Raw genomic sequence first — 23,133 nt, forward strand, 5'->3', positions numbered from 1 at the left:
GGCTTATTCCTCGCCCTTGAGTACGTCGGGCAGGTAGGCGCGATGGAAGCCGTTGTAGGACTCGCTGTTGCGTGCCTTGCCCAGGGGCCAGGCACGGCTGCCCAGGCTGGCGGCGCCGTCGATGCGCAGGGTGCTGCCGCTGATGAAGGCCGCGCCGGGGCTGAGCAAGAAAACGATGGCGGCGCTGACTTCCGATTCGCTGCCGATGCGCTTGAGCGGCACGTGTTCACGCAGGGTGGGGATCACTGCCTTGAACGCGCCTTCATAGGTGTCCATGCCGCTGGAGGCGATCCAGCCCGGCGCCACCGCGTTGACCCGCACCCCGGCGTGCCCCCATTCGTAGGCGGCGGTCTTGGTGAAATTGTCCATCCCGGAGCGCGCCGCACCGGAGTGGCCCATGCCGGGCATGCCGCCCCACATGTCGGCGAGCATGTTGACGATGCTGCCGCCGTGGCGGCTCATGGACTGGTTGAACACTTCCCGGGCCATGAGGAAGCCGCCCACCAGATTGGTGCGCAGCACGGTTTCGAAACCCTTCTGGTTGATCGAGGCCAGGGGCGCCGGGTACTGGCCGCCGGCATTGTTCACCAGGCCATGGATCGGACCAAAGCGCTCCATCAGCCGGGCCACCAGGGCCTTGACCGCTTCCTCGTCGCGGATGTCGCAGGCCTGCCAGTCGGCCTTGCCGCCGTCCTCGGCAATTTCGCCGGCGACCTTCTGCAGTTTTTCCGCCTTGCGCCCCACCAGCAGCACCTGGGCCCCCAGGGCCGCCAGTTCGTGGGCAGTGCAGCGGCCGATACCGCTGCCGCCGCCGGTGACGATGATGGTCTGGCCGGCGAACAATTGCGCTTTGAAAATCGAGTCGTACACCACGGCAGCTCCTTTAATTGACGGCGTCGGCGATGCTCTGCGGCACCGGGATCTGGATTTCCAGCAACTGCTGGGCAAAGGCCTTGCCTTGCGGGTCGATGCGCAGGCTGGCGACGCCGCCGCCGCCCAGGGCGTTCTCCAGCAGGAAGTTGAGGCTATGGGTACCCGGCAGGTACCAACGCTGGACCCGGCCATGCACCGGGTCCAGCACATGGCCCATCCAGTCCACCAGCACCTCGGGGGTCAGGGCTTCGGCGATCCACGGCAGGTAGTCGGGGTGGCGCGCCATGACCCCGATATTGCTGTGGTTGCCCTTGTCGCCGGAGCGTGCCACCGCCAGCTTCACCAGCGCCACGCTGGCATCGGCGCGGCCGCGGGGGGCGGGCAGGGAATGGGGGGCGGGCAGGGCTGCCGGGTCCAGGCGGTCGGTGTGCGGCAGGGCGCAAGGGTGACGCTGGCTGGCAAGGTCGATCTCCAGCCGGCAGGCGTCCTTGTCCAGCAGGAAGGAGAACAGGCGGATCACCGGGTACACCGTCGGCCGGCCACCGACGATGCCGGTGAGCCCCGGGGCCATGCCGGTGGCGGCCTGGGCGATTTCCCGGGAGAACAGCACCAGCGCCGCCTTGTTCGGGTGGCGCACCGCCAGCTTGATCACCACCTCGCGGCTGTCCTGGCGCTGGCCATGGGGGCCGTAGGTGGCCTCGCTGCCCAGCAGTTCGATGTTCACTTCGCTGTAGGGCCCCCAGCCGCGCTGGGCGAACATCTCGCTGGTCTTGTCGATGATCGCCTGGCTGACCCGGTGCGCCTTGGCGACCGCGTCGATCCCGGCCATCAGGCAACTGGCGGTGCAGCGGAAGCCGTCCGGGTAGGTGGCGCTGACCTTGTACTGGTGGCTGGGGGGCAGGCCCCTGGCACCCTGTACATGAACCCTTTCCGGGCCCTGTTGCCGCAGTTCCACCTGAGAGAAATCGCACACCACATCCGGAAGCAGATAAGCCCTGGGGTTGCCAATTTCGTACAGCAGTTGTTCGCCCACCGTCAGCGGGCTCACCAGCCCTCCGGTACCGGGTGCCTTGCCGACCACAAACTGGCCGTCAGCGCCGACCTCGACGATGGGGAAGCCGATATGTTCGTAGTCCGGCACCTGGCGCCAGTCGGTGAAATTGCCGCCGGTGCACTGCGCGCCACATTCGATGATGTGCCCGGCCAGGGCGGCCTGGGCCAGGCGGTCGTAATCCTGCCAGGACCAGTTGAACTCGTGGACCAGGGCGGCGCTGACCACCGCGCTGTCGACGCCGCGGCCGGTGATCACGATATCCGCCCCCAGGCGCAGCGCTTCGACGATGCCGGGGGCACCGAGGTAGGCATTGGTGGAGACGCACATTGGCGGCAGGGGCGCGCCGCTGAACATCTCCACAATGGCGGCGTCGCTCAACTGCTTGAACTGCGGTTGCAGGTCGTCCCCCAGCAGCACGGCGATCTTCAGCGCCACCCCGGCCTGTTCGCAGGCGGCCTGCAAGGCACTGGCACAGGCCTGCGGGTTGACCCCGCCGGCGTTGCTGATGACCCGGATGCCCTGTTCGCGGATCGAGCCCAGCAAGGGTTTGAGCACCTCGACGAAATCCGTGGCGTAGCCCGCCGTCGGGTCCTTCATGCGCGCCCCGGCCATGATCGACAGGGTGATCTCTGCCAGATAGTCGAACACCAGGTAGTCTAGGCGGCCGCCTTGCACCAACTGCGCTGCGGCGCTGCTGGTGTCGCCCCAGAAGGCACTGGCGCAGCCGATTCTTACGGTCTTGGTCATGACAGGGCTCTCGAATGAAGAACTGCGAGGAGGCTACCAAGCAAGCGCTTGGTTTGTAAATACGTTGGCCTATTCTTCTGGCCAAGCGCTTGCTTGGTAACCGGCAGAGGCTTAAATTGCGCGCGCCGCGCCCGGATTTGCCGGGTTACGCTGAGCTATTGATGACGTGAAGGTAGGAGAACACCGGTGGACGAGCAAAAAGCCCTGCAGGTAGTACGCGAGCTGATCGCCAGTGGCCAGGTGACCGACCCCGAGAGCGCCCGGGGCAAGCTGCTGCAAACCGCAGCGCACCTGTTTCGCAACAAGGGTTACGAGCGCACCACCGTGCGTGACCTGGCCAGCGCGGTGGGCATCCAGTCGGGCAGCATCTTTCATCACTTCAAGAGCAAGGACGACATCCTGCGGGCGGTGATGCAGGAAACCATCCACTACAACACCGCCTTGATGCGCGCTGAACTGGCCGAGGCCGGCAGCGTGCGCGAACGGGTGCTGGCGCTGATCCGCTGTGAACTGCAGTCGATCATGGGCGGCAGCGGTGAAGCCATGGCGGTGCTGGTGTACGAGTGGCGCTCACTGTCCCCGGAAGGCCAGGCAGCCGTCCTGGCGCTGCGCGATATCTACGAACAGATCTGGCTGCAGGTGCTGGGGGAGGCCAAGGAGGCGGGGTTCATCAAGGGCGATGTGTTCATTACCCGGCGCTTTCTCACCGGCGCCCTGTCCTGGACCACCACCTGGTTTCGTGCCGAGGGCAGCATGACTCTGGAACAGCTGGCCCAGGAGGCCCTGCTGCTGGTGCTCAAGGATCATTGAGCGGCTGGCTAATTGTGCGTGGCAACGTTGTCGAAGTGGCTGAAAACGCCTAGCTTTAGCTCATTCATTTTCATTTCCTTGAGGTGTGTTGCCTTGATGTCCTTGCCGCTGCGGTCAGCCTTGCGAATGCTCTTGCTGGCGCTGGCAACACTTTGGGTCTGTCCGGCCTCCTCGGCGCAGCTGGTGCGGGTCGCGGCGGCGCATTTCCCGCCTTATACCGTCCGTCCAGAAACCGGTGCCGACACCGGTTTGCTGCCGCAACTGGTGGAAGCCCTCAACCAGTCCCAGAGCGACTATCAGTTCGTCCTGGTGCCCACCTCGATTCCCCGGCGTTTCCGCGATTTCGAGCAGGGCCGGGTGGACCTGGCGATCTTCGAGAACCCGGCCTGGGGCTGGCAGAACATTGCCCACACCAGTGTCGACATGGGCCTGGAAGACGCGGAAATTTTCGTCGCCCAGCGTCAGGGCGGGCGCCAGCAGGACTATTTCGCCAACCTGAAGGGCAAGCGCCTGGCTCTGTTCAGCGGTTATCACTACGCCTTCGCCCAGTTCAACGCCGACCCCAAGTTCCTGGCCGACACCTACAACGCCACCCTGACCTATTCCCACGACAGCAACCTGCTGATGGTCCTGCGGGGCAGGGCGGACATCGCCCTGGTGACCCGCTCCTACCTCAGCGACTTCCTGGCGCGCAATGCCGAAAGCACGGAGCAGTTGCTGGTTTCCGAACGCATCGATCAGGTCTACCACCATTACGCCCTGATCCGGCCCAAGGCGCCGATCACGGCCGAAGACTTTTCCGGGCTCCTGCAAAAACTGCGGGACAACGGCCAGATGCACAAGATCTTCGATCCCTATCGCATTGTGGTGATGAGCGTGCCCCACGCCTGACATCACGCAGCGACCGGCCCGACCCGCGACGGGCTAAATTTCCGGCGGCGGCCCACGTCACTTGGTTGAATGCCCAACCGACGGTGAGCGCTGCCATGTCCCCTGTTGATCCGCTGAATGTTGCAGCCCTGCCCACTAGCCAGCTCAAGGGAATCGATGAAGTCATCGCCCGCCAAAGGCTGTTCGAGTCTCTGCGGGGCCGGGGGCAGGCGCCCGTGCCGGTGGATGCCCAGGCAGCCGAGGCGGCGCGCCAGGATCGGCTGGCTTTCTGGCTGTCGGCCCAGGTACATGCCCTGTATCTGGACCCGCCAGGTGCGCAGCGGCCGGCGCCAGGCGCCCACGCGCCGCCCTGTGCTGCGCATGACCGTTGTCGGTTCTGCCAGCAGGAGTTCGATCTGTTGCATAAACGTGCAGCGTTACTGGTGCTTGGCCGCAGTGGCCTGCTTGAGGTGTAGGCACCCTTCAAGCCGGGTCATGCAGGGCGCCAGTCAGCGACGGGCGAAGGTATCGGGGCGGTTGCCCGAGACTTTGCGGCAATGCACCAGGGCATCGCGAATCATGAAGTTGACCAGGGTCGGCGATACCCCCAGCTCCTTGGCGATGTCCTTTTGCGGGACGCCATGCAGGCGGTACATCTCGAAGGCGTAGCGCGTGCGGCTGGGCAGCTCGGTCAGGGCTTCGGCGATGTTTTCCAGGGTGGAAAAGTTCATGTGGGAGGTTTCAGGTGAAGCGCCATGAATAACCACATTCAAGCCTTCCTCTTCAGTACCCGAGTACTTCTGTTCCAGCGCCTGCTTGCGGTAGTGGTCGATGGCCAGGTTGCGCACGATCTGGAACAGGTAACTGAGCTGGGCCTTGAACGAGGAGGTGATCTGCGGCGCCGACTGCAGGCGGAAAAACGCATCTTGAACCACGTCTTCAGCCCGGGATCGGCAGCCGGTAATGCGGGCTGCAATCTTCACCAGGATCAGACGGTTGTCGACAAAAGCCTGGAGTAACGGTGAATCGCACCTGCTTGTGGATACTTGTTCCGTCATGGAAATCACCTTGTTGCAAAGAGGTTAGTGGGACGTCAGAAAAATCTGACCCGTCCTACACATCGAGCGACAAATTAGGCTGAATGATAATGATTGTCAATTGAGAAAAAGAACTAATGCTCTCTGTCAGTGCAGATTGCGAACGGCTGCTCGTCAGTGGGCTGGATCAGGCCTTGAAGGGCAGGATGCGGACTAATTATTTCAAGACGTCATCCGTTCTCATTGGAGAAAGATTCCGGGTAGCAGACCCGGCCACGGCGCCCTCCGGATGCCCACGACTTTCTTATAACTATTTGATTTATAGATAGTTATTAAAGTTATGGGAGAGCAGGGCCCGCTCTCCATTGCAAGCACAATCCTGGCAGGAAACCCCATGACGGACGCGTTCGAACTCCCCAGCACCCTGGCCCAAGCCCTTCAACGCCGGGCAGTCCTGGCACCTGATCAAGTGGCGTTGCGCTTTCTCGCCGAAGAGCAGGATCAGAGCGTGGTCCTCAGTTACCTGGACCTGGACCTTCGTGCGCGCACCATTGCTGCGGCTCTGCAAGCCAACGCCGAATTCGGCGATCGCGCGGTATTGCTGTTTCCCAGCGGCCCGGACTACGTCGCGGCGTTCTTCGGTTGCCTGTACGCCGGGGTGATCGCGGTGCCGGCCTATCCGCCGGAATCCACCCGTCGTCATCACCAGGAGCGCCTGATTTCCATCATGGCCGACGCCGAGCCACGGTTGCTGCTGACCAGCGCCGGGCTGCGGGATTCACTGTTGCAGATGGACGAACTCAAGGCCCCAGGCGCGCCGCAACTGCTGTGTGTGGACACCCTGCAAGCCGGGCTGGCCGAAGACTGGCAGGCCGTGGCGCTGCAGGGCGACGACATCGCCTTCCTGCAATACACCTCGGGCTCCACCGCGCTGCCCAAAGGCGTGCAGGTCAGCCATGGCAACCTGGTGGCCAACGAACTGCTGATCCGTCGCGGCTTCGGTATCGACCTCAACCCGGACGACGTGATCGTCAGCTGGCTGCCGCTGTACCACGACATGGGCTTGATTGGCGGCCTGCTGCAACCGATTTTCAGCGGCGTGCCCTGTGTGCTGATGTCACCGGCCTACTTCCTGGCGCGGCCCGTACGCTGGCTGGAAGCGATCAGCGAATACGGCGGCACCATCAGCGGCGGCCCGGATTTCGCCTACCGCCTGTGCAGCGAACGGGTCAGCGAGTCGGCCCTGGAGCGCCTCGACCTCAGCGGCTGGCGCGTGGCCTATTCGGGGTCCGAGCCGATCCGCCTGGACACCCTGGAGCGTTTCGCCGAGAAGTTCAGCGCCTGCGGTTTCAGCCATGAAAACTTCCTCGCCTCCTACGGCCTGGCCGAAGCCACCCTGTTCGTGGCCGGTGGCGTGCGCGGCCAGGGCATCCCGGCCCTGCACCTGGACGACCAGGCCCTGGCGCAGAACCGCGCCGAGCCGGGGCAGGGCAGCGCGATGATGAGCTGCGGCTTCAGCCAGCCGGAACACGCCGTGCTGGTGATGGATCCGCAGCAACTGGGCGAATTGCCTGACAACCGTATTGGCGAAGTCTGGGCCGCCGGGCCGAGCATTGCCCATGGCTACTGGCGCAATCCTGAAGCCACCGCCAAGACCTTCGTCCAGCATGCCGGTCGTACCTGGTTGCGCACCGGTGACCTGGGCTTTATCCGCGATGGCGAGCTGTTCATCACCGGGCGCCTGAAGGACCTGCTGATCGTGCGCGGGCACAACCTCTACCCCCAGGACATCGAAAAGACCATCGAGCGCGAGGTGGAAGTGGTGCGCAAGGGCCGGGTAGCGGCGTTTGCGGTCACCGAGCAGGGCCAGGAAGGCATCGGCATCGCCGCGGAAATCAGCCGCAGCGTGCAGAAGATCCTGCCCCCCGAGGCGCTGATCAAGGCCATCCGCCAGGCGGTGGCCGAAGCCTGCCAGGAAGCGCCGAGCGTGGTGGTGCTGCTCAACCCCGGGGCCCTGCCGAAAACCTCCAGCGGCAAGTTGCAGCGTTCCGCCTGCCGCACGCGGCTGGCCGATGGCAGCCTGGATTACTACGCGCTGTTCCCGCAGGCCGGCAGCGCAACGGCTGACGCCGCAGACAACGCCGGTGACGCGCTGCAAACCCTGATCGGGCGCATTTGGCAGGAGCAACTGCAATGCGCTTCAGTGGCCGCCGACGATCACTTCTTCCTCCTGGGGGGCAACTCGATTGCCGCTACCCAGGTGATCGCCCGCCTGCGTGAAGAGCTGGGGCTGGAACTGGGCTTGCGCCTGCTGTTCGAGGCTCCGACCCTGGGTGCCTTCAGCGCTGCCGTGGCGCGCCTGCAACAGGACGGCGGCGTGGCCCAGGGCAGCATCAACGCCCTGTCGCGCCAGCAGCCGCTGCCCCAATCCCTGGCGCAGAACCGCCTGTGGATCACCTGGCAACTGGACCCGCAGAGCAGCGCCTACAACATTCCCGGCGGCCTGCGCTTGCGTGGCGAGCTGGATGAAGAGGCCCTGCGCGCCAGCTTCCAGCAACTGATCCAGCGCCACGAAGCGCTGCGCACGCGCTTCTTCGAGCGTGACGGCCAGGCCCTGCAACAGGTGGATGCCGCCGGCGAATTCAACCTGCAGGTGATCGATATCAGCGACCTGCCACCGGCCGAGCGTGAAGCCCGGGCGCGGCAGATCCGCGAAGACGAGGCCCGGACCCAGTTCGATCTGGAGAAGGGGCCGCTGTACTGGGCGACCCTGGTGCGCCTGGATGACGAAGAACACCAACTGCTGCTGACCCTGCACCACATCATCGCCGACGGCTGGTCGCTGAATGTGCTGATCGACGAGTTCTCGCGGCTCTATGCCGCCGCGGCCCAGGGCCAGAGCCTGGAGCTGGCGCCCCTGGCCCTGCAATACGCCGACTACGGCAGCTGGCAGCGCCAGTGGCTGGCCCAGGGCGAAGGCCAGCGCCAGCTGGACTACTGGAAACAGCAGTTGGCGGACGAAGCCCCGGTGTTGAACCTCGCCACCGACCACCCGCGTTCGGCCCAGGTCCGCCACAGCGCCGCGCGCCATGACCTGCGCCTGAGCGCGAGCCTCAGTGAAGCCGTGCGCCAGACCGCCCAGGCTCGGCAGGCCACGCCGTTCATGCTGTTGCTGGCGGCGTTCCAGACCCTGCTGCACCGCTACAGCGGGCAGGGCGATATCCGCATCGGTGTGCCCAACGCCAACCGCCCGCGCCTGGAGACCCAGGGCCTGCTGGGCTTTTTCATCAACACCCAGGTATTGCGCGGGCAGTTGGATTCGCGCCAGTCCTTCGCCGACCTGCTGCAGCAGACCCGCCGCACCGCCCTGGAAGCCCAGGCCCACCAGGACCTGCCTTTCGAACAATTGCTCGAAGCCTTTCCCGAAGCCCGTGAGCAGGGCCTGTTCCAGGTCATGTTCAACCACCAGCAGCGCGACCTCAGTGCCTTGCGCCGTCTGCCGGGGCTGCTGGCCGAAGAGCTGCCGTGGCACAGCCGCGAGGCCAAGTTCGACCTGCAACTGCACAGCGAAGAGGACCGCAACGGCCGCCTGAGCCTGGCCTTCGACTACGCCGACGAGCTGTTCGACGCGGCCAGCATCCAGCGTCTGGCCGGGCATTTCATCAGCCTGCTGGAGCATGCCTGCCTGCAACCGGACTGCGCCCTGGGCGACTTGCCGTTGCTCGGCAACGCCGAAGCGGCCCAACTGCAGCAATGGAGCGTGGCCCCCTGCGCGCCGGCCGAGCAGTGGCTGCCGGAGCGCCTGCACGAACAACTGCGCCAGAGCCCGGAACGCACCGCGCTGGTCTGGGACGGCGGGCAACTGGGCTTTGCCGAACTGCATGCCCAGGCCAACCGCCTGGCCCATTACCTGCGGGACAAGGGTGTCGGCCCGGACGTGTGCGTGGCCATCGCCGCCGAACGTTCGCCGCAACTGCTGATCGGCCTTCTGGCAATCATCAAGGCCGGTGGCGCCTACGTGCCCCTGGACCCGGACTACCCTGCCGAACGCCTGGCCTACATGCTCGAAGACAGCGGCGTGGGCCTGCTGCTGACCCAGACCCATCTGCTGGGCCGGATGCCCGAAGCCCCGGGTGTCAGCGCCATCGCCATGGACAGCCTCAAGCTCGACAGCTGGCCGAGCCACGCGCCGGGCCTGCACCTGCACGGCGAACACCTGGCCTACGTGATCTACACCTCCGGTTCCACCGGCCAGCCCAAGGGCGTCGGCAACACCCATCGCGCGTTGATGGAGCGCCTGCAATGGATGCAGGACAGCTACCAGTTGCAGGCCGACGATGTGCTGATGCAGAAGGCTCCCATCAGCTTCGACGTGTCGGTGTGGGAGTGCTTCTGGCCGTTGATCACCGGCTGCCGCCTGCTGATCGCCGCCCCCGGCGAGCACCGCGATCCCCATCGCATCGCCCAGCTGGTGCAGGAGTACGGCGTCACCACGCTGCACTTCGTACCGCCGCTGTTGCAGTTGTTCGTCGATGAGCCGCTGAGCGCCGAATGCCACAGCCTGCGCCGGGTGTTCTCCGGTGGCGAAGCCCTGCCGGCCGAGCTGCGCAATCGCCTGTTGCAGCAGTTGCCCAATGCGCAACTGCACAACCGCTATGGCCCGACCGAAACCGCGATCAACGTCACCCATTGGCAGTGTTCAGTCGATGACGGCGAGCGTTCGCCCATTGGCCGGCCCCTGGGCAACGTGGTGTGCCGGGTGCTGGACGCGGACCTCAATCCGTTGCCGGCAGGAGTTCCGGGTGAGCTGTGCATCAGCGGCCAGGGCCTGGCCCGGGGTTACCTGGGACGCCCGGCGCTGACCGCCGAACGCTTTGTGGTCGACCCCCTGAGTGAGGAGGGCGCGCGCCTGTACCGCACCGGTGACCGCGTACGCTGGTGCGCCGACGGCGTGCTGGAATACCTCGGTCGCCTCGACCAGCAGGTCAAGCTGCGGGGCTTTCGGGTCGAGCCGCAGGAAATCGAAGCGCGGCTGCTGGCCCAGGACGGCGTGGCCCAGGCCGCGGTGCTGGTGCGCGATACCGTCGCCGGCCCGCAGTTGATCGGCTACTACACGCCCAATGCGCACGATGAAGATGAACAGCAGCAAAGCGCCCGGCTGAAAACTGCCCTGGCCGCCGAGCTGCCGGAATACATGGTGCCGGCGCAACTGCTGCGGCTGGACGCCATGCCCCTGAGCCCCAGTGGCAAGCTCGACCGCCGGGCCCTGCCGGAGCCGCAATGGCAGGTGCGCGAGCACGTCGAACCGAGCACCGAACTGGAACAGCAGATCGCGGCTATATGGCGCGAAGTGCTGGGCCAGCCACGCATCGGCCTCAAGGACGACTTCTTCGCCCTGGGCGGGCATTCCCTGCTGGCGACCCAGATCATTTCCCGCACCCGCCAGGCCTGCGACGTCGAACTGCCGCTGCGAGCGCTGTTCGAAGCCAGTGAACTGGGGGCCTTTGCCGAACAGGTGCTGCTGATCCAGGAGTCCGGCGCGCGCAACCAGCAACCGCCGATTGCCCGGGTAGACCGCAGCCAGCCGGTGCCGCTGTCCTATTCCCAGCAGCGCATGTGGTTCCTCTGGCAGATGGAGCCCGACAGCCCGGCCTACAACGTCGGCGGCATGGCGCGGCTGTCCGGGGTGCTCGACGTGGGCCGCTTCGAGGCGGCGTTGCAGGCGCTGATCCTGCGCCACGAAACCCTGCGCACCACCTTCCCCAGCGTCAATGGCGTGGCCCACCAGCAGGTGCATGCCGACACCGGCCTGCGCATGGCCTGGAAGGACTTCTCGGCCCTGGCCCCGGATGCGCGTCAGCAGCGCCTGCAACAATTGGCGGACAGCGAAGCGCACCAGCCCTTCGACCTGGAGACCGGCCCCTTGCTGCGCGCCTGCCTGGTCAAGGCCGGCGAGCAGGAGCATTACTTCGTCCTGACCCTGCACCATATCGTCACCGAAGGCTGGGCCATGGACATCTTCGCCCGCGAGCTGGGCGCGCTGTACGAAGCCTTCCTCGACGACCGCGAATCGCCCCTGGAACCGCTGCCGGTGCAGTACCTGGACTACAGCGTGTGGCAGCGCCAGTGGCTGGAATCCGGCGAGCGCCAGCGCCAGCTGGACTACTGGACCGCGCAACTGGGCCGCGAACACCCCTTGCTGGAACTGCCCAGCGACCGGCCACGGCCCGCGGTGCAAAGCCACCAGGGCGAGCTGTACCGCTTCGACTTGAGCGACGAGCTGGCGGCCCGGGTGCGGGCCTTCAATGCCGAGCACGGCCTGACCCTGTTCATGACCATGACCGCCGCGTTGTCGCTGCTGCTGTACCGCTACAGCGGCCAGAGCGACCTGCGCATCGGTGCGCCGGTGGCCAACCGCATCCGCCCGGAAAGCGAAGGGCTGATCGGCGCCTTCCTCAATACCCAGGTGCTGCGTTGCCAGCTCGACGGGCAGATGAGCGTCGGCCAGTTGCTGGAGCAGGTACGCCACACCGTGATCGAGGGCCAGTCCCACCAGGACCTGCCGTTCGATCATCTGGTGGAAGCCTTGCAACCGCCGCGCAGCACCGCCTACAACCCGCTGTTCCAGGTGATGTGCAACGTCCAGCGCTGGGAATTCCAGCAAAGCCGGCAGTTGGCGGGCATGACCGTGGAATACCTGGTCAACGATGCCCGGGCCACCAAGTTCGACCTCAACCTGGAAGTCACCGACCTGGACCAGCGCCTGGGCTGTTGCCTGACCTACAGCACCGACCTGTTCGACGAGCCGCGCATTGCGCGCATGGCCGGCCATTGGCGCAATCTGCTGCAGGCCCTGATCGACGACCCGCAACGGCGTCTGTGCGAATTGCCCCTGCTGCAGGCCGATGAACAGCAGCACCTGCTGGACAGTTTGAGCGTCGAGCCCGGCGAGCAACGTCTGGACCAGTGCATCCACCACCTGTTCAGCGAACAGGCCCTGGCCCGCAAGGACGCACCGGCCCTGACCTTCGCCGGGCAGACCCTGAGCTACAGCGAACTGGACAGCCGCGCCAACCGCCTGGCCTGGATGCTTCGCGAGCGTGGCGTGGGCCCGCAAGTGCGGGTTGGTCTGGCCCTGGAGCGTTCCCTGGAAATGGTCGTCGGCCTGCTGGCGATCCTCAAGGCCGGTGGCGCCTACGTGCCCCTGGACCCGGAATACCCCCTGGACCGCCTGCACTACATGATCGAAGACAGCGGCATCGGCCTGCTCCTCAGCGATGCGCGGATGTTCGCCGCCCTGGGCGAGCTGCCGGCCGGAGTCGGCCGCTGGTGCCTGGAAGAGGACGGTGCGCTGCTGGCCGACTACCCGGCGGGCGAATTGCCCTTCATCAGCCTGCCCCAGCATCAGGCGTATCTGATCTACACCTCCGGTTCCACCGGCCAGCCCAAGGGCGTGGTGGTGTCCCACGGGGAAATCGCCATGCACTGCCAGGCGGTGATCCGCCGCTTCGGCATGCGCCCGGACGACTGCGAGCTGCACTTCTATTCCATCAACTTCGACGCCGCCACCGAGCGCTTGCTGGTGCCGCTGCTCAGCGGCGCCCAGGTGGTACTGCGGGCCCAGGGCCAGTGGGACGCCGAGGAAATCTGCCAGCTGATTCGTCAGCATCGCATCAGCATCCTCGGTTTCACCCCGAGCTACGGCAGCCAGTTGGCCCAGCATCTGGCGACCCAGCAGCAGACCCTGCCGGTGCGCATGTGCATCACAGGCGGCGAGGCCCTGACCGGCGAACACCTGCAGCGCATCCGTGCGGCCTTCCAGCCGAGCCTGTTCTTCAACGCCTACGGCCCCACCGAAACCGTGGTCATGCCCTTGGCCAGCCTGGCGCCGGAGCAATTGGCGGACGGCGTGGCCAGCGTGCCGATCGGCCGCATCGTCGGGGCCCGGGTGGCTTACATTCTCGATGCCGATCTGGCGCTGGTGCCCCAAGGGGCGACCGGTGAGCTGTATGTCGGCGGCGCCGGTCTGGCCCAGGGTTATCACCGTCGTCCGGGGATGAGTGCCGAGCGTTTTGTCGCCGATCCGTTCGCCACCGATGGCGGGCGCCTGTACCGCACCGGGGACCTGGTACGCCAGTGCGCCGACGGTCAGCTGGAGTACATCGGCCGGGTCGACCATCAGGTGAAGATTCGCGGTTTCCGCATTGAACTGGGGGAGATCGAAACCCGTCTGCTGGATCATCCGGCCGTGCGTGAAGCGGTGGTGCTGGCTCTCGACACCCCGGCCGGCAAGCAACTGGCCGGGTATCTGGTGACCGAGGTGGCCGAGCACAACGAGGTGCAGCAGGCCAACCTGCGTGAAGCCCTCAAGCAGCAGCTGAAAACCCAGCTGCCGGACTACATGGTGCCGACCCACCTGATCCTGCTCGGCAGCATGCCGTTGACCGCCAACGGCAAGCTCGATCGCCGAGCCCTGCCATTGCCGGACCCGGAGCTCAATCGCCAGCAGTACGTGGCGCCGAGCAATGAGCTGGAACAGACCCTGGCCGGGGTCTGGGGCGAAGTGCTGAACGTGCAGCAAGTGGGCCTCAACGACAATTTCTTCGAACTGGGGGGCGACTCGATCCTGTCGATCCAGGTGGTCAGCCGTGCCCGCCAGTTGGGGATTCACTTCACCCCGCGGGACCTGTTCCAGCACCAGACCGTGCAGACCCTGGCGCGGGTCGCCAGCCACACTCAGCGCGTCAGCGCCGAGCAGGGCCAGCTCAGTGGCGAAGCGTCGCTGACGCCGATCCAGCACTGGTTCTTCGACAGCCGCATTCCCCAGCCGCAGCACTGGAACCAGGCCTTGTTGCTGGAACCGCTGGGCACCCTGGATGGGTCGTTGCTGGAGCAAGCGCTGCTGGCGGTGCTGGAGCAGCACGACGCCTTGCGCCTGCGTTTCTCTCAGGCAGGTGGGCAGGCAGGCGGGCAATGGCGCGCCGAGTACCTGCCGTTGTCCGATGCTCCCTTGCTCTGGCAGGTGCGGGTGCCGTCCATGGCCACCTGCGAGGCACTGTTCGCCGATGCCCAGCGCAGCCTCGACCTGGAACACGGGCCGCTGCTGCGGGCGGTGCTGGTGGACGGCCCTGAAGGCGAGCAACGCCTGTTGCTGACCATCCACCACCTGGTGGTGGACGGTGTGTCCTGGCGCGTGCTGCTGGAAGATCTGCAAAACGCCTATCGTCAGTTGCAAGCCGGGCAGGCCCTGAAGCTGCCGGCCAAGACCAGTGCCCTGCGGGACTGGTCGAGCCGCCTGCAAGCCTATGCCGGCAGCGAGTCCCTGCGTGAAGAGCTCGGCTGGTGGCAGCAGCAATTGGCCGGCCCGGCCGCGCAACTGCCGGGGCTCAAGGCCACTGGCAGCCAGCAGCATCAACAGGCTCAAAGCCACAGCGTGACCCTGGATGCCGAGCGCACCCGTCAGTTGCTGCAACAGGCTCCAGCGGCCTACCGCACCCAGGTCAACGACCTGCTGCTGACCGCCCTGGCCCGGGTGCTGTGTCGCTGGAGCGGGCAGCCTTCGGCCCTGGTGCAACTGGAAGGCCACGGCCGCGAGGCGCTGTTCGACGAGATCGACCTGACTCGCACCGTGGGTTGGTTCACCAGCGCCTATCCGCTGCGCCTGACGCCGTTGCAGGTGGAAGAAGCGGCCGGGCAGGGCGCCTCGATCAAGGCCATCAAGGAACAACTGCGGGCCGTGCCGCACAAGGGCCTGGGTTACGGCGTGCTGCGCTACCTGGCGGATGAAAGCTGCCGCGAGGCCCTGGCAGCGCTGCCGCTGGCGCCGGTGACCTTCAACTACCTGGGGCAGTTCGACCAGAGCTTCGGCGCCGACGCCTTGCTGCGCCCGCTGGATGAATCCGTCGGCCCGGCCCACGCACCGGAAGCACCGTTGCCCAACGAACTGAGCATCGACAGCCAGGTGTATGGCGGCGAGCTGGTGCTGCGCTGGACCTACAGCAGCGAACGTTTCGACGCCGAGCTGATCGGCGAGCTGGCGGACGCCTACCTGGGCGAGCTGCACAGCCTGATCGCCCATTGCCTGAAGGACGATGCCGGTGGCCTGACGCCGTCGGACTTCCCCCTGGCGCGCCTGACCCAGGCCCAGCTCGATGGCCTGCCGGTGCCGGCTGTGCAGATCGAGGATGTCTACCCGCTGACCCCGATGCAGGAGGGCATGCTGTTGCACACCCTGCTGGAGCCGGGCACCGGCCTCTACTACATGCAGGACCGCTACCGCATCAACAGCGAACTGGACCCGGAGCGTTTCGCCCAGGCCTGGCAGGCGGTGGTGGCGCGCCACGAAGCCTTGCGCGCGTCTTTTTGCTGGAACGTCGGCGAAGACATGCTGCAAGTTATCCACAAGCCGGGCCGCACCCCGATCGAATTCCTCGACTGGAGCGCGGTACCCGAGGCCGAGCAGGAAGCCAAGCTGCAAACCCTGCATAAACAGGAGCGCGAGGCCGGTTTCGATCTGCTCAACCAGGCGCCGTTCCACCTGCGGCTGATCCGCGTCGGTGCGGCCCGTTACTGGTTCATGATGAGCAACCACCACATCCTCATCGATGCCTGGTGCCGCTCCTTGCTGATGAACGACTTCTTCGAGATCTATACCGCCCTGGGCGAAGGCCGCGAGGCACAGCTGGCGGTGCCGCCGCGGTACCGCGACTACATCGGCTGGTTGCAGCACCAGAGCCTGTCCGAGGCGCGGCAGTGGTGGCGACAGAACCTTGAGGGCTTTGAACGCACCACGCCGATCCCCAGCGACCGGCCGTTCCTGCGGGAACACGCCGGTGACAGCGGCGGCATGATCGTCGGCGACTGCTACACCCGCCTGGATGCCCGGGATGGTGCGCAACTGCGGGAACTGGCGCAGCAGCACCAGCTCACCATCAACACCTTCGCCCAGGCGGCCTGGGCCCTGGTGCTGCGGCGCATGAGCGGCGATCGCGACGTACTGTTCGGCGTTACCGTGGCCGGGCGCCCGGTGGAAATGCCGGAGATGCAACGCACCGTCGGCCTGTTCATCAACAGTATTGCCCTGCGGGTCAAGCTGCCCCAGGACGGTGAGCGCTGCAGCGTGCGCCAGTGGCTCAGCGGCTTGCTCGACAGCAACATGCAGCTGCGCGAATACGAGTACCTGCCGCTGGTGGCGATCCAGGAAACCAGCGAACTGCCCAAGGGCCAGCCGCTGTTCGACAGCCTGTTCGTGTTCGAGAACGCGCCGGTGGAAGTCTCGGTGCTGGACCGTGCCCAGAGCCTGAACGCCAGTTCGGATTCCGGCCGCACCCACACCAACTTCCCGATTACTGCCGTGTGCTACCCGGGGGATGACCTGGGCCTGCACCTGTCCTACGACCAGCGCTACTTCGAGCAGGCGACCATCGAGCGCATGCTCGGCGAGTTCAAGCGCCTGCTGCTGGCCCTGATGCAGGGCTTCCATGGCGACATGGCCGAACTGCCGCTGCTAGGTGAAGAGGAGCAGGACTTCCTGCTGGCCGGCTGCAACCAGAGCCAGCATGAGTACCCGCTGGAGCGCAGCTACGTGGAGCTGTTTGAAGCCCAGGTGGCGGCCCATCCGCAACGCATCGCCGCCAGCTGCCTGGACCAGCGTTACAGCTATGCCGAGTTGAACCGCTACAGCAACCGCTTGGGTCATGCCTTGATCGCCAACGGCGTGGGCTTTGATCAGCCGGTGGCCTTGCTGGCCGAGCGCGGCCTGGAACTCTTGGGCATGATCATCGGCAGCTTCAAGGCCGGGGCCGGCTACCTGCCCCTGGACCCGGGCCTGCCGGGCCAGCGCCTGGGCCGTATCATCGAGCTCAGCCGCACGCCGATCCTGGTCTGCACCGCGGCCTGCCGCGAACAGGCCCAGGCCCTGCTGGACGAGTTCGGCTGTGCCGGGCGTCCGCGGCTGCTGGTCTGGGAAGAGCTGCAAGCCGCCGGGCATGCCGAGCACAACCCGGGCCGCTACAGCGCGCCGGACAACCTGGCCTATGTGATCTACACCTCCGGTTCCACCGGCCTGCCCAAGGGCGTGATGGTGGAGCAGCGCGGCATGCTCAACAACCAGCTGAGCAAGGTGCCGTACCTGCACTTAAGCGAAGCCGACGTGATCGCCCAGACCGCGTCCCAGAGCTTCGACATTTCGGTCTGGCAGTTCCTCGCCGCGCCGCTGTTCGGCGCTCGGGTGGACATCGTGCCCAACACCATCGCCCACGATCCCCAGGGCCTGTTGGTTCACGTCCAGGAGCAGGGCATCACGGTGCTGGAGAGCGTGCCGTCGCTGATCCAGGGCATGCTCGCCCAGGACGCCATCGCCCTCGATGGCCTGCGCTGGATGCTGCCCACCGGCGAGGCCATGCCGCCCGAGCTGGCGCACCAGTGGCTGCTGCGTTATCCACAGATCGGCCTGGTCAACGCCTACGGCCCGGCGGAGTGCTCCGATGACGTGGCCTTCTTCCGTGTCGATATGGCTTCGACCCGGGGCGCCTACCTGCCCATCGGTACGCCCACCGACAACAACCGGCTGTACCTGATGGACGAAGCCCAGGAGCTGGTTCCCCTGGGCGCCGTCGGCGAGTTGTGCGTGGCCGGCACCGGTGTTGGCCGTGGCTACGTCAGCGACCCGTTGCGTACCGCGCTGGCCTTCGTGCCCCATCCGTTCGGTGCTGCGGGCGAACGCCTGTACCGCACCGGCGACCTGGCGCGCCGGCGCAGCGACGGCGTATTGGAATACGTCGGCCGGATCGACCATCAGGTGAAGATCCGTGGCTATCGCATCGAACTGGGCGAGATCGAAGCGCGCCTGCATGAACAGCCGGAATTGCGCGATGCCGCCGTGGGGGTGCAGGAAGGGGTCAACGGCAAGCATCTGGTGGGGTATCTGGTCGCCGGTGACTCAAGCCTGAGCCCGAGCGAACGCCTGGAGCGGATGAAACCGCGGCTGCGTGCCGAACTGCCGGAATACATGGTGCCGCTGCACTGGCTGTGGCTGGAGCGCCTGCCGCTCAACGCCAACGGCAAGCTCGATCGCAAGGCCCTTCCGGCCCTGGAAATCGGCCAGCTGCAGAGCCAGGACTATCAAGCGCCGGGCAATGAACTGGAGCAAACCCTGGCGGACATCTGGGCCGAGGTGCTCAAGGTCGAACGGGTGGGGGTACGCGACAACTTCTTCGAGTTGGGCGGGCATTCCCTGCTGGCGACCCAGATCGCTTCACGGGTACAGAAGACCCTGCAACGCAACGTGCCGCTGCGAGCCATGTTCGAATGCAGCACGGTGCAGGAGCTGGCCGCGTACATCGACGGTTTGGCCGGGAGTGAGATCAGCGAGGAGAAGGTCGACCGGCTGAGTGATCTGATGGCCGAGCTGGAGGGGCTGTGATCGACGGATGAGCGGTGGGGCGTTGTTCGCGCAGCAGGAGGACCGACATTTGGCGTAGGAGCCGGCTTGCCGGCGAAGAGGCCCGCAAGCCTTGCATCGTCCTGGTCGACGCCTTCGCTGGCAAGCCAGCTCCTACGGGCGAAGAGGCCCGCAGGTCCTCTGCTATGATCGCGCCCGGCCCAGGTCCAAGCACCTGCGCCGGGCGTTTTCATTCAAGGACCGGAACCATGGCAGAACAGCTCTACTGGCGCGACATCGAAGATTCCCTGGGCAACTGGAGTGGCCTCGGTGTTGAGGTCGAACCGGGCCCCACGAACAGACCGCCGTTGTACCTGCGCACCGGCGCGAATGCCCGGATCAAGCTGATGCACCACGACACGCCGTTGTTCTGGGCCACCCTGGCCCGTGACCACTGCGGCGTCTGGCTGGTGCGCAACCCGCTGGCGGACGGCGCCGAATGCCGGTTGCTGGCACCCATCGACTCACCCACCGTGGAGCAGCACGCCGCCCTGGCGCCCGAGCTGCGGATCAAGGCCTGGAGCCGCTATTTCGTCAGCCGTCTCAGTGAAAGCGCCCGGCACTTCCTCACCCCCGGTTTCTGGCTGGAACAGGGCCTGCTGCCGGAGCCCTCCAGCACCGCGAGCGGCCTGGACCACTGGCGCTTCACCTCGGTGATCGACCCTTTGACCCATGTGCCCAACTGGCACCTGTACGGCGAGGATTTTCTCGACAACCTGCAACCCCAGACCCTGGAGTGGATCGACTGGTGGCATGGCGGCGGCAAGCTCATCGGCCTGCACCGTGTCGACCCCGAGGCCGGGCGCCTGAAGTGGTGGCGCAAGAAGGCCCGCGAAGGCAGCCTGCCGCCGATCCTGCTGTGGTACGTCGGCGGGTTGGCGTCCTACGTGGTGATCGACGGCCATTACCGTTTGCAGGCGGCCATCGCGGAAAACCTCGCGCCATCATTCATCGTCCTTAGCGCCACCCGCGAGCGCGGCTTCGCACCGAGCCTGGAGCATCAGCAACGGGTCATGGATTCACTGCGCAAGCGCGGCGACGCGGTGCCGCGCAACCCGGCCCTGAGCACCGAGAACCTCAACCGGGTGCTGATCCAGGCGTTCGATGACCGGCCGCAGTACCGCAGCGCTACCCCGGCCTGGGCCGGCAATGAGCCGGAGTCGCAGTGGTGCGACGAGGTGCGTCAGTGCCTGGGCGGGCAAGGGTTGGCAGACGAAGTAGACGCGGTCATTGGCCGCCATGGGTAAGGCGCTGGCCGCCTTCGCTGGCAAGCCAGCTCCTACAGGCGAATGGGCCCTCCAGCCCTCTGCTATAGTCGCGCCTGCCCGCCGCAGGGCCGGTCATTGATCAAGGATTAGGGACAATCGTGGAACAGATTTTCTGGCGTGATATCGAGGATTTGGCCGGCCACTGGAACGGCCTCGGCGTGGACGTCAAACGCCCGGCCAGCGGCAAGCCCAACCTGTGCCTGCTCAGTGGCAACAACAGCCGTATGCAGTTGGTGCTCGGCGACCAGACCCTGCTCTGGGGCACCATGTCCCGCTGCCTGTATGGCGTATGGCTGGTGCGCAATCACCTGCCGGAGCAACTGCCGCAAACCCTGGTGGGCCCCATCGACTCGCCTCAGGTGGAACAACAGGCGCGCCTCGACCCGGCGCTGCGCCTCAAGGCCTGGAGCCGCTTCTTCGTCGAGCAATTGATGCAGCACCAGCCGGACTTCTTTTACCCCGGCTACTGGCTGGTGCGGGCCCTGCGCCCGGCATCGCAGAAACCGATGCGGCCGCTGCTCAGCGGCACCGAAGCCTGGTACTTCAAGGGCGGTGAAGACGCCCTGAGCCATATGCCGCAGTGGGCGATCTATGGTCGTAACATCCTCGACAACCAACAGGCCGGTACGGCGCGCTGGGTCGGGTTGGGGGAGTACGGTGGCGCAGTAGTCGGCCTGCATGCCGTGGACCCGCATTCCGGGCGCTTGAAGTGGTGGCGCAAAAAAGCCCGCGAAGGCAGCTTGCCGCCGATCCTGCTGTGGTACGTCACCGGTCTGAGCTGCTATCTGATTCTCGATGGCCATTACCGCCTGCAGGCGGCCATCGATGAAAACCTGCCGCCGGAGTTTCTGGTGCTCAGCTCGCCGCGGCTCTACCGCTATCGCCCCAACCCGCAAGAGCAGCAGAAGGTGCTGGGGGCGCTGCAAGTGCAAATCCAGCGCAACAAGCTGGACACCGGGCGCTTCAACCAGTTGCTGATCAGCACCTTCGACGACCGGCCGTATCACGGGTTTGGCAGCCAGTCCTGGGCGGGGATTGCCTCGGAGCAAGCGTGGATCGACCAGGTCAGCGGCATTCTCAAGGAGCGCGGTGACCTGAGCGACCTGGAGGAAATCCTCGAACGCGAAGCGCCGGAAGAATACCGTTGAGGCCCAGCCCTAAGGCGGACACGCCCTCTGTAGGAGCTGGCTTGCCAGCGAAGAGGCCCACAAGCCATGCGCCAAACTGACGGACGCCTTCGCCGGCAAGCCGGTTGAAAGGTCGCTGGGATGGCGTTTAGTCGCTTTCTTTTGTAAGGCATTTCCGAGAAACTGCGGGCCGCTTGAATGCGCCTGGTGGGCGGGCTAGGGTGCTGGAGCCATCGCCCAATCGATGGCTCGGATGTGCAAGTCCGACCTTTACCAGACGCATAAACGCTCAGTCATGCCTGAGCGTTTTCATGTTCGCCATGTTATGGCGGCCGTGCGCGGGAGATCTTCGGATCTGCCGGGGTTCTGGTAACTCGGTCTTGCACACCCGCGTACGGCTGCCACCTTATTCGTGTGCAAGCGAACGGTGTCGGCTCCTTGTCATTACCAGGAGTTTGACCATGAAAAAGCTCGTCCCCGATCCCCCCTCGTCCTATCGCGATCCCGCCCTCAAGGCCGCCAACACCACCCTGCGCGTGGCCCTGGCCCGGCAACCGCTGGACCCCGCGCTGTTCCAGCTCACGACCCAAGCCAAACCCGTTTCCCCCGACTCGCTGTACAGCGTGCGCGAAGGCGTCAGCGCCGAAGAAGCCCTGGTGCATGTGGCGCTGCTGCTCAAATGTGCCGAGGAGGTGTGCGATGAAATCACCCAGCAGGGCAGCGGCCTGGAGCGCGGGCTGATCTGGTCCATGGTGCATTCCGTGGAAATGGCCAGGGCCGTGGTCGAAGCCTTGCTCGACTGTCAGCGCGGGCGTTGAATCCGGGCATCTCCTGATACGTTTTGTCGGACGGGTCCGATTGACTGGGCTTTTTTCACGGCACAGTCTGTCGGACCTTTTTCGTCATTTCCTTGCAGGAGCTAGCCCATGCCTTTCGCAACCATCGATGGACAACCGTTGCACTACCTCGACCAGGGCCAGGGGCCGGTGGTGTTCCTGGCCGGCAGTTATTTGTGGGACACCGGCATGTGGGCGCCGCAGATCGAGGCGCTGTCGGCGCAGTATCGGGTGATCGCCGTGGACCTGTGGGGCCATGGCCAGTCCGGGGCGCTGCCTGAGGGCACCGCGTCGCTGGATGATGTGGCGCGGCAGATGCTGGCCTTGCTCGACCATTTGCAGATCGAGCGAGTAACCCTGGTGGGCTTGTCGGTGGGGGGCATGTGGGGCGCGCGCCTGGCCCTGGCGGCGCCGCAGCGCATCGACGGCCTGGTGCTGATGGACACTTACCTGGGCGCCGAGCCTGCGCCGACCCGGCAGTATTACTTTTCCCTGTTCCAGCAGATCGAGGACAGCGGCCTGATCGCCGAGCCGCTGCTGGATATCGTGGTGCCGATCTTCTTCCGTCCGGGGATCGATCGGCAGTCGGCGCTGTTCCAGGATTTTCGTGCCAGCCTCGCGGCACTGCCGGCCGAGCGCCTGCGCCAGAGCGTGATTCCCATGGGGCGCATCACTTTCAGCCGGGCGGATGTGCTGGATCAGCTGCAGCACCTGGATGGGCCGAACACCTTGCTGCTGTGTGGTGATCAGGACAAGCCGCGACCACCTGCGGAAACCCTCGAGATGGCCGAACGCATTGGCTGCCCATACCAGCTGGTTCCTGACGCGGGGCATATTTCCAGCCGGGAAAACCCGGAGTTCGTGACCCGGGCCTTGTTGGCGTTTTTACAGCGCAACGGCTGAAGCCTGACTCTCTTGCCGTAGGAGCTGGCTTGCCAACGAAGAGGCCTGCAAGCCAGGTGCCCGCCTGACGGGCGCTTTCGCCGGCAAGCCGGCTCCTACGGGTGGGGATACGCGTTGTAGGAGCTGGCTTGCCAGCGAAGAGGCCCGCAAGCCAGGTGCCCGCCTGA

Annotated in this window: 11 protein-coding genes; 8 read left to right on the top strand and 3 right to left on the bottom strand. The window is 65.7% G+C overall.

All coding sequences use genetic code 11. The annotated features are described in order from the left end of the window. Nucleotides 1–3: 3 nt before the first annotated feature. On the bottom strand, nucleotides 4–873 hold the full coding sequence (locus BM382_RS11735) for an SDR family oxidoreductase (protein WP_019095082.1): 870 nt from the start codon (nucleotides 871–873) through the stop codon (nucleotides 4–6). 10 nt (nucleotides 874–883) lie between these two features. After that, nucleotides 884–2,674 (bottom strand): acyclic terpene utilization AtuA family protein, encoded by a 1,791-nt coding sequence (locus tag BM382_RS11740; protein WP_072442901.1) that lies wholly within the window; start codon nucleotides 2,672–2,674, stop codon nucleotides 884–886. 186 nt (nucleotides 2,675–2,860) lie between these two features. On the opposite strand from BM382_RS11740, the gene BM382_RS11745 reads away from it, so the two are divergent. From BM382_RS11745 to BM382_RS11755, 3 genes are all read left to right on the top strand, one after another. Next, nucleotides 2,861–3,484: a TetR/AcrR family transcriptional regulator gene (locus tag BM382_RS11745; protein ID WP_015636493.1), complete on the top strand. Its 624-nt coding sequence runs from the start codon at nucleotides 2,861–2,863 to the stop codon at nucleotides 3,482–3,484. A gap of 96 nt (nucleotides 3,485–3,580) precedes the next feature. Then, on the top strand, nucleotides 3,581–4,375 hold the full coding sequence (locus BM382_RS11750; RefSeq protein ID WP_019095084.1) for a substrate-binding periplasmic protein: 795 nt from the start codon (nucleotides 3,581–3,583) through the stop codon (nucleotides 4,373–4,375). Between the two features lie 95 nt (nucleotides 4,376–4,470). Then, the gene (locus tag BM382_RS11755; RefSeq protein WP_072442903.1) at nucleotides 4,471–4,830 is read left to right on the top strand and encodes a pyoverdine biosynthesis protein; all 360 of its coding nucleotides are present in this window, start codon (nucleotides 4,471–4,473) and stop codon (nucleotides 4,828–4,830) included. Nucleotides 4,831–4,863: 33 nt separating this feature from the next. On the opposite strand, the gene BM382_RS11760 is transcribed toward BM382_RS11755, so the two are convergent. Continuing rightward, nucleotides 4,864–5,412, bottom strand: coding sequence for an RNA polymerase factor sigma-70 (locus tag BM382_RS11760; protein WP_011062465.1), 549 nt, complete (start codon nucleotides 5,410–5,412; stop codon nucleotides 4,864–4,866). 373 nt (nucleotides 5,413–5,785) lie between these two features. Between BM382_RS11760 and BM382_RS11765 the strand changes: the two genes are divergently transcribed. The 5 genes from BM382_RS11765 to BM382_RS11785 all read left to right on the top strand — a co-directional run bounded on the left by BM382_RS11765 (nucleotide 5,786) and on the right by BM382_RS11785 (nucleotide 22,966). Then, on the top strand, nucleotides 5,786–18,814 hold the full coding sequence (locus BM382_RS11765) for a non-ribosomal peptide synthetase (protein ID WP_072442905.1): 13,029 nt from the start codon (nucleotides 5,786–5,788) through the stop codon (nucleotides 18,812–18,814). Nucleotides 18,815–19,041: 227 nt separating this feature from the next. Beyond that, nucleotides 19,042–20,079, top strand: coding sequence for a ParB/Srx family N-terminal domain-containing protein (locus BM382_RS11770; RefSeq protein ID WP_072442907.1), 1,038 nt, complete (start codon nucleotides 19,042–19,044; stop codon nucleotides 20,077–20,079). A gap of 119 nt (nucleotides 20,080–20,198) precedes the next feature. Further along, nucleotides 20,199–21,248, top strand: coding sequence for a hypothetical protein (locus BM382_RS11775; protein WP_083541071.1), 1,050 nt, complete (start codon nucleotides 20,199–20,201; stop codon nucleotides 21,246–21,248). A 440-nt stretch (nucleotides 21,249–21,688) separates the two neighbouring features. Continuing rightward, nucleotides 21,689–22,045, top strand: coding sequence for a hypothetical protein (locus BM382_RS11780; RefSeq protein WP_072442911.1), 357 nt, complete (start codon nucleotides 21,689–21,691; stop codon nucleotides 22,043–22,045). A gap of 108 nt (nucleotides 22,046–22,153) precedes the next feature. Further along, nucleotides 22,154–22,966, top strand: a complete 813-nt coding sequence (locus tag BM382_RS11785) for an alpha/beta fold hydrolase (RefSeq protein ID WP_011062460.1) — start codon at nucleotides 22,154–22,156, stop codon at nucleotides 22,964–22,966. Nucleotides 22,967–23,133 lie beyond the last annotated feature (167 nt).

It is taken from the genome of Pseudomonas sp. NFPP25 (genome assembly GCF_900116505.1).
In the GTDB taxonomy this organism is placed as follows: Bacteria; Pseudomonadota; Gammaproteobacteria; order Pseudomonadales; family Pseudomonadaceae; genus Aquipseudomonas; species Aquipseudomonas protegens.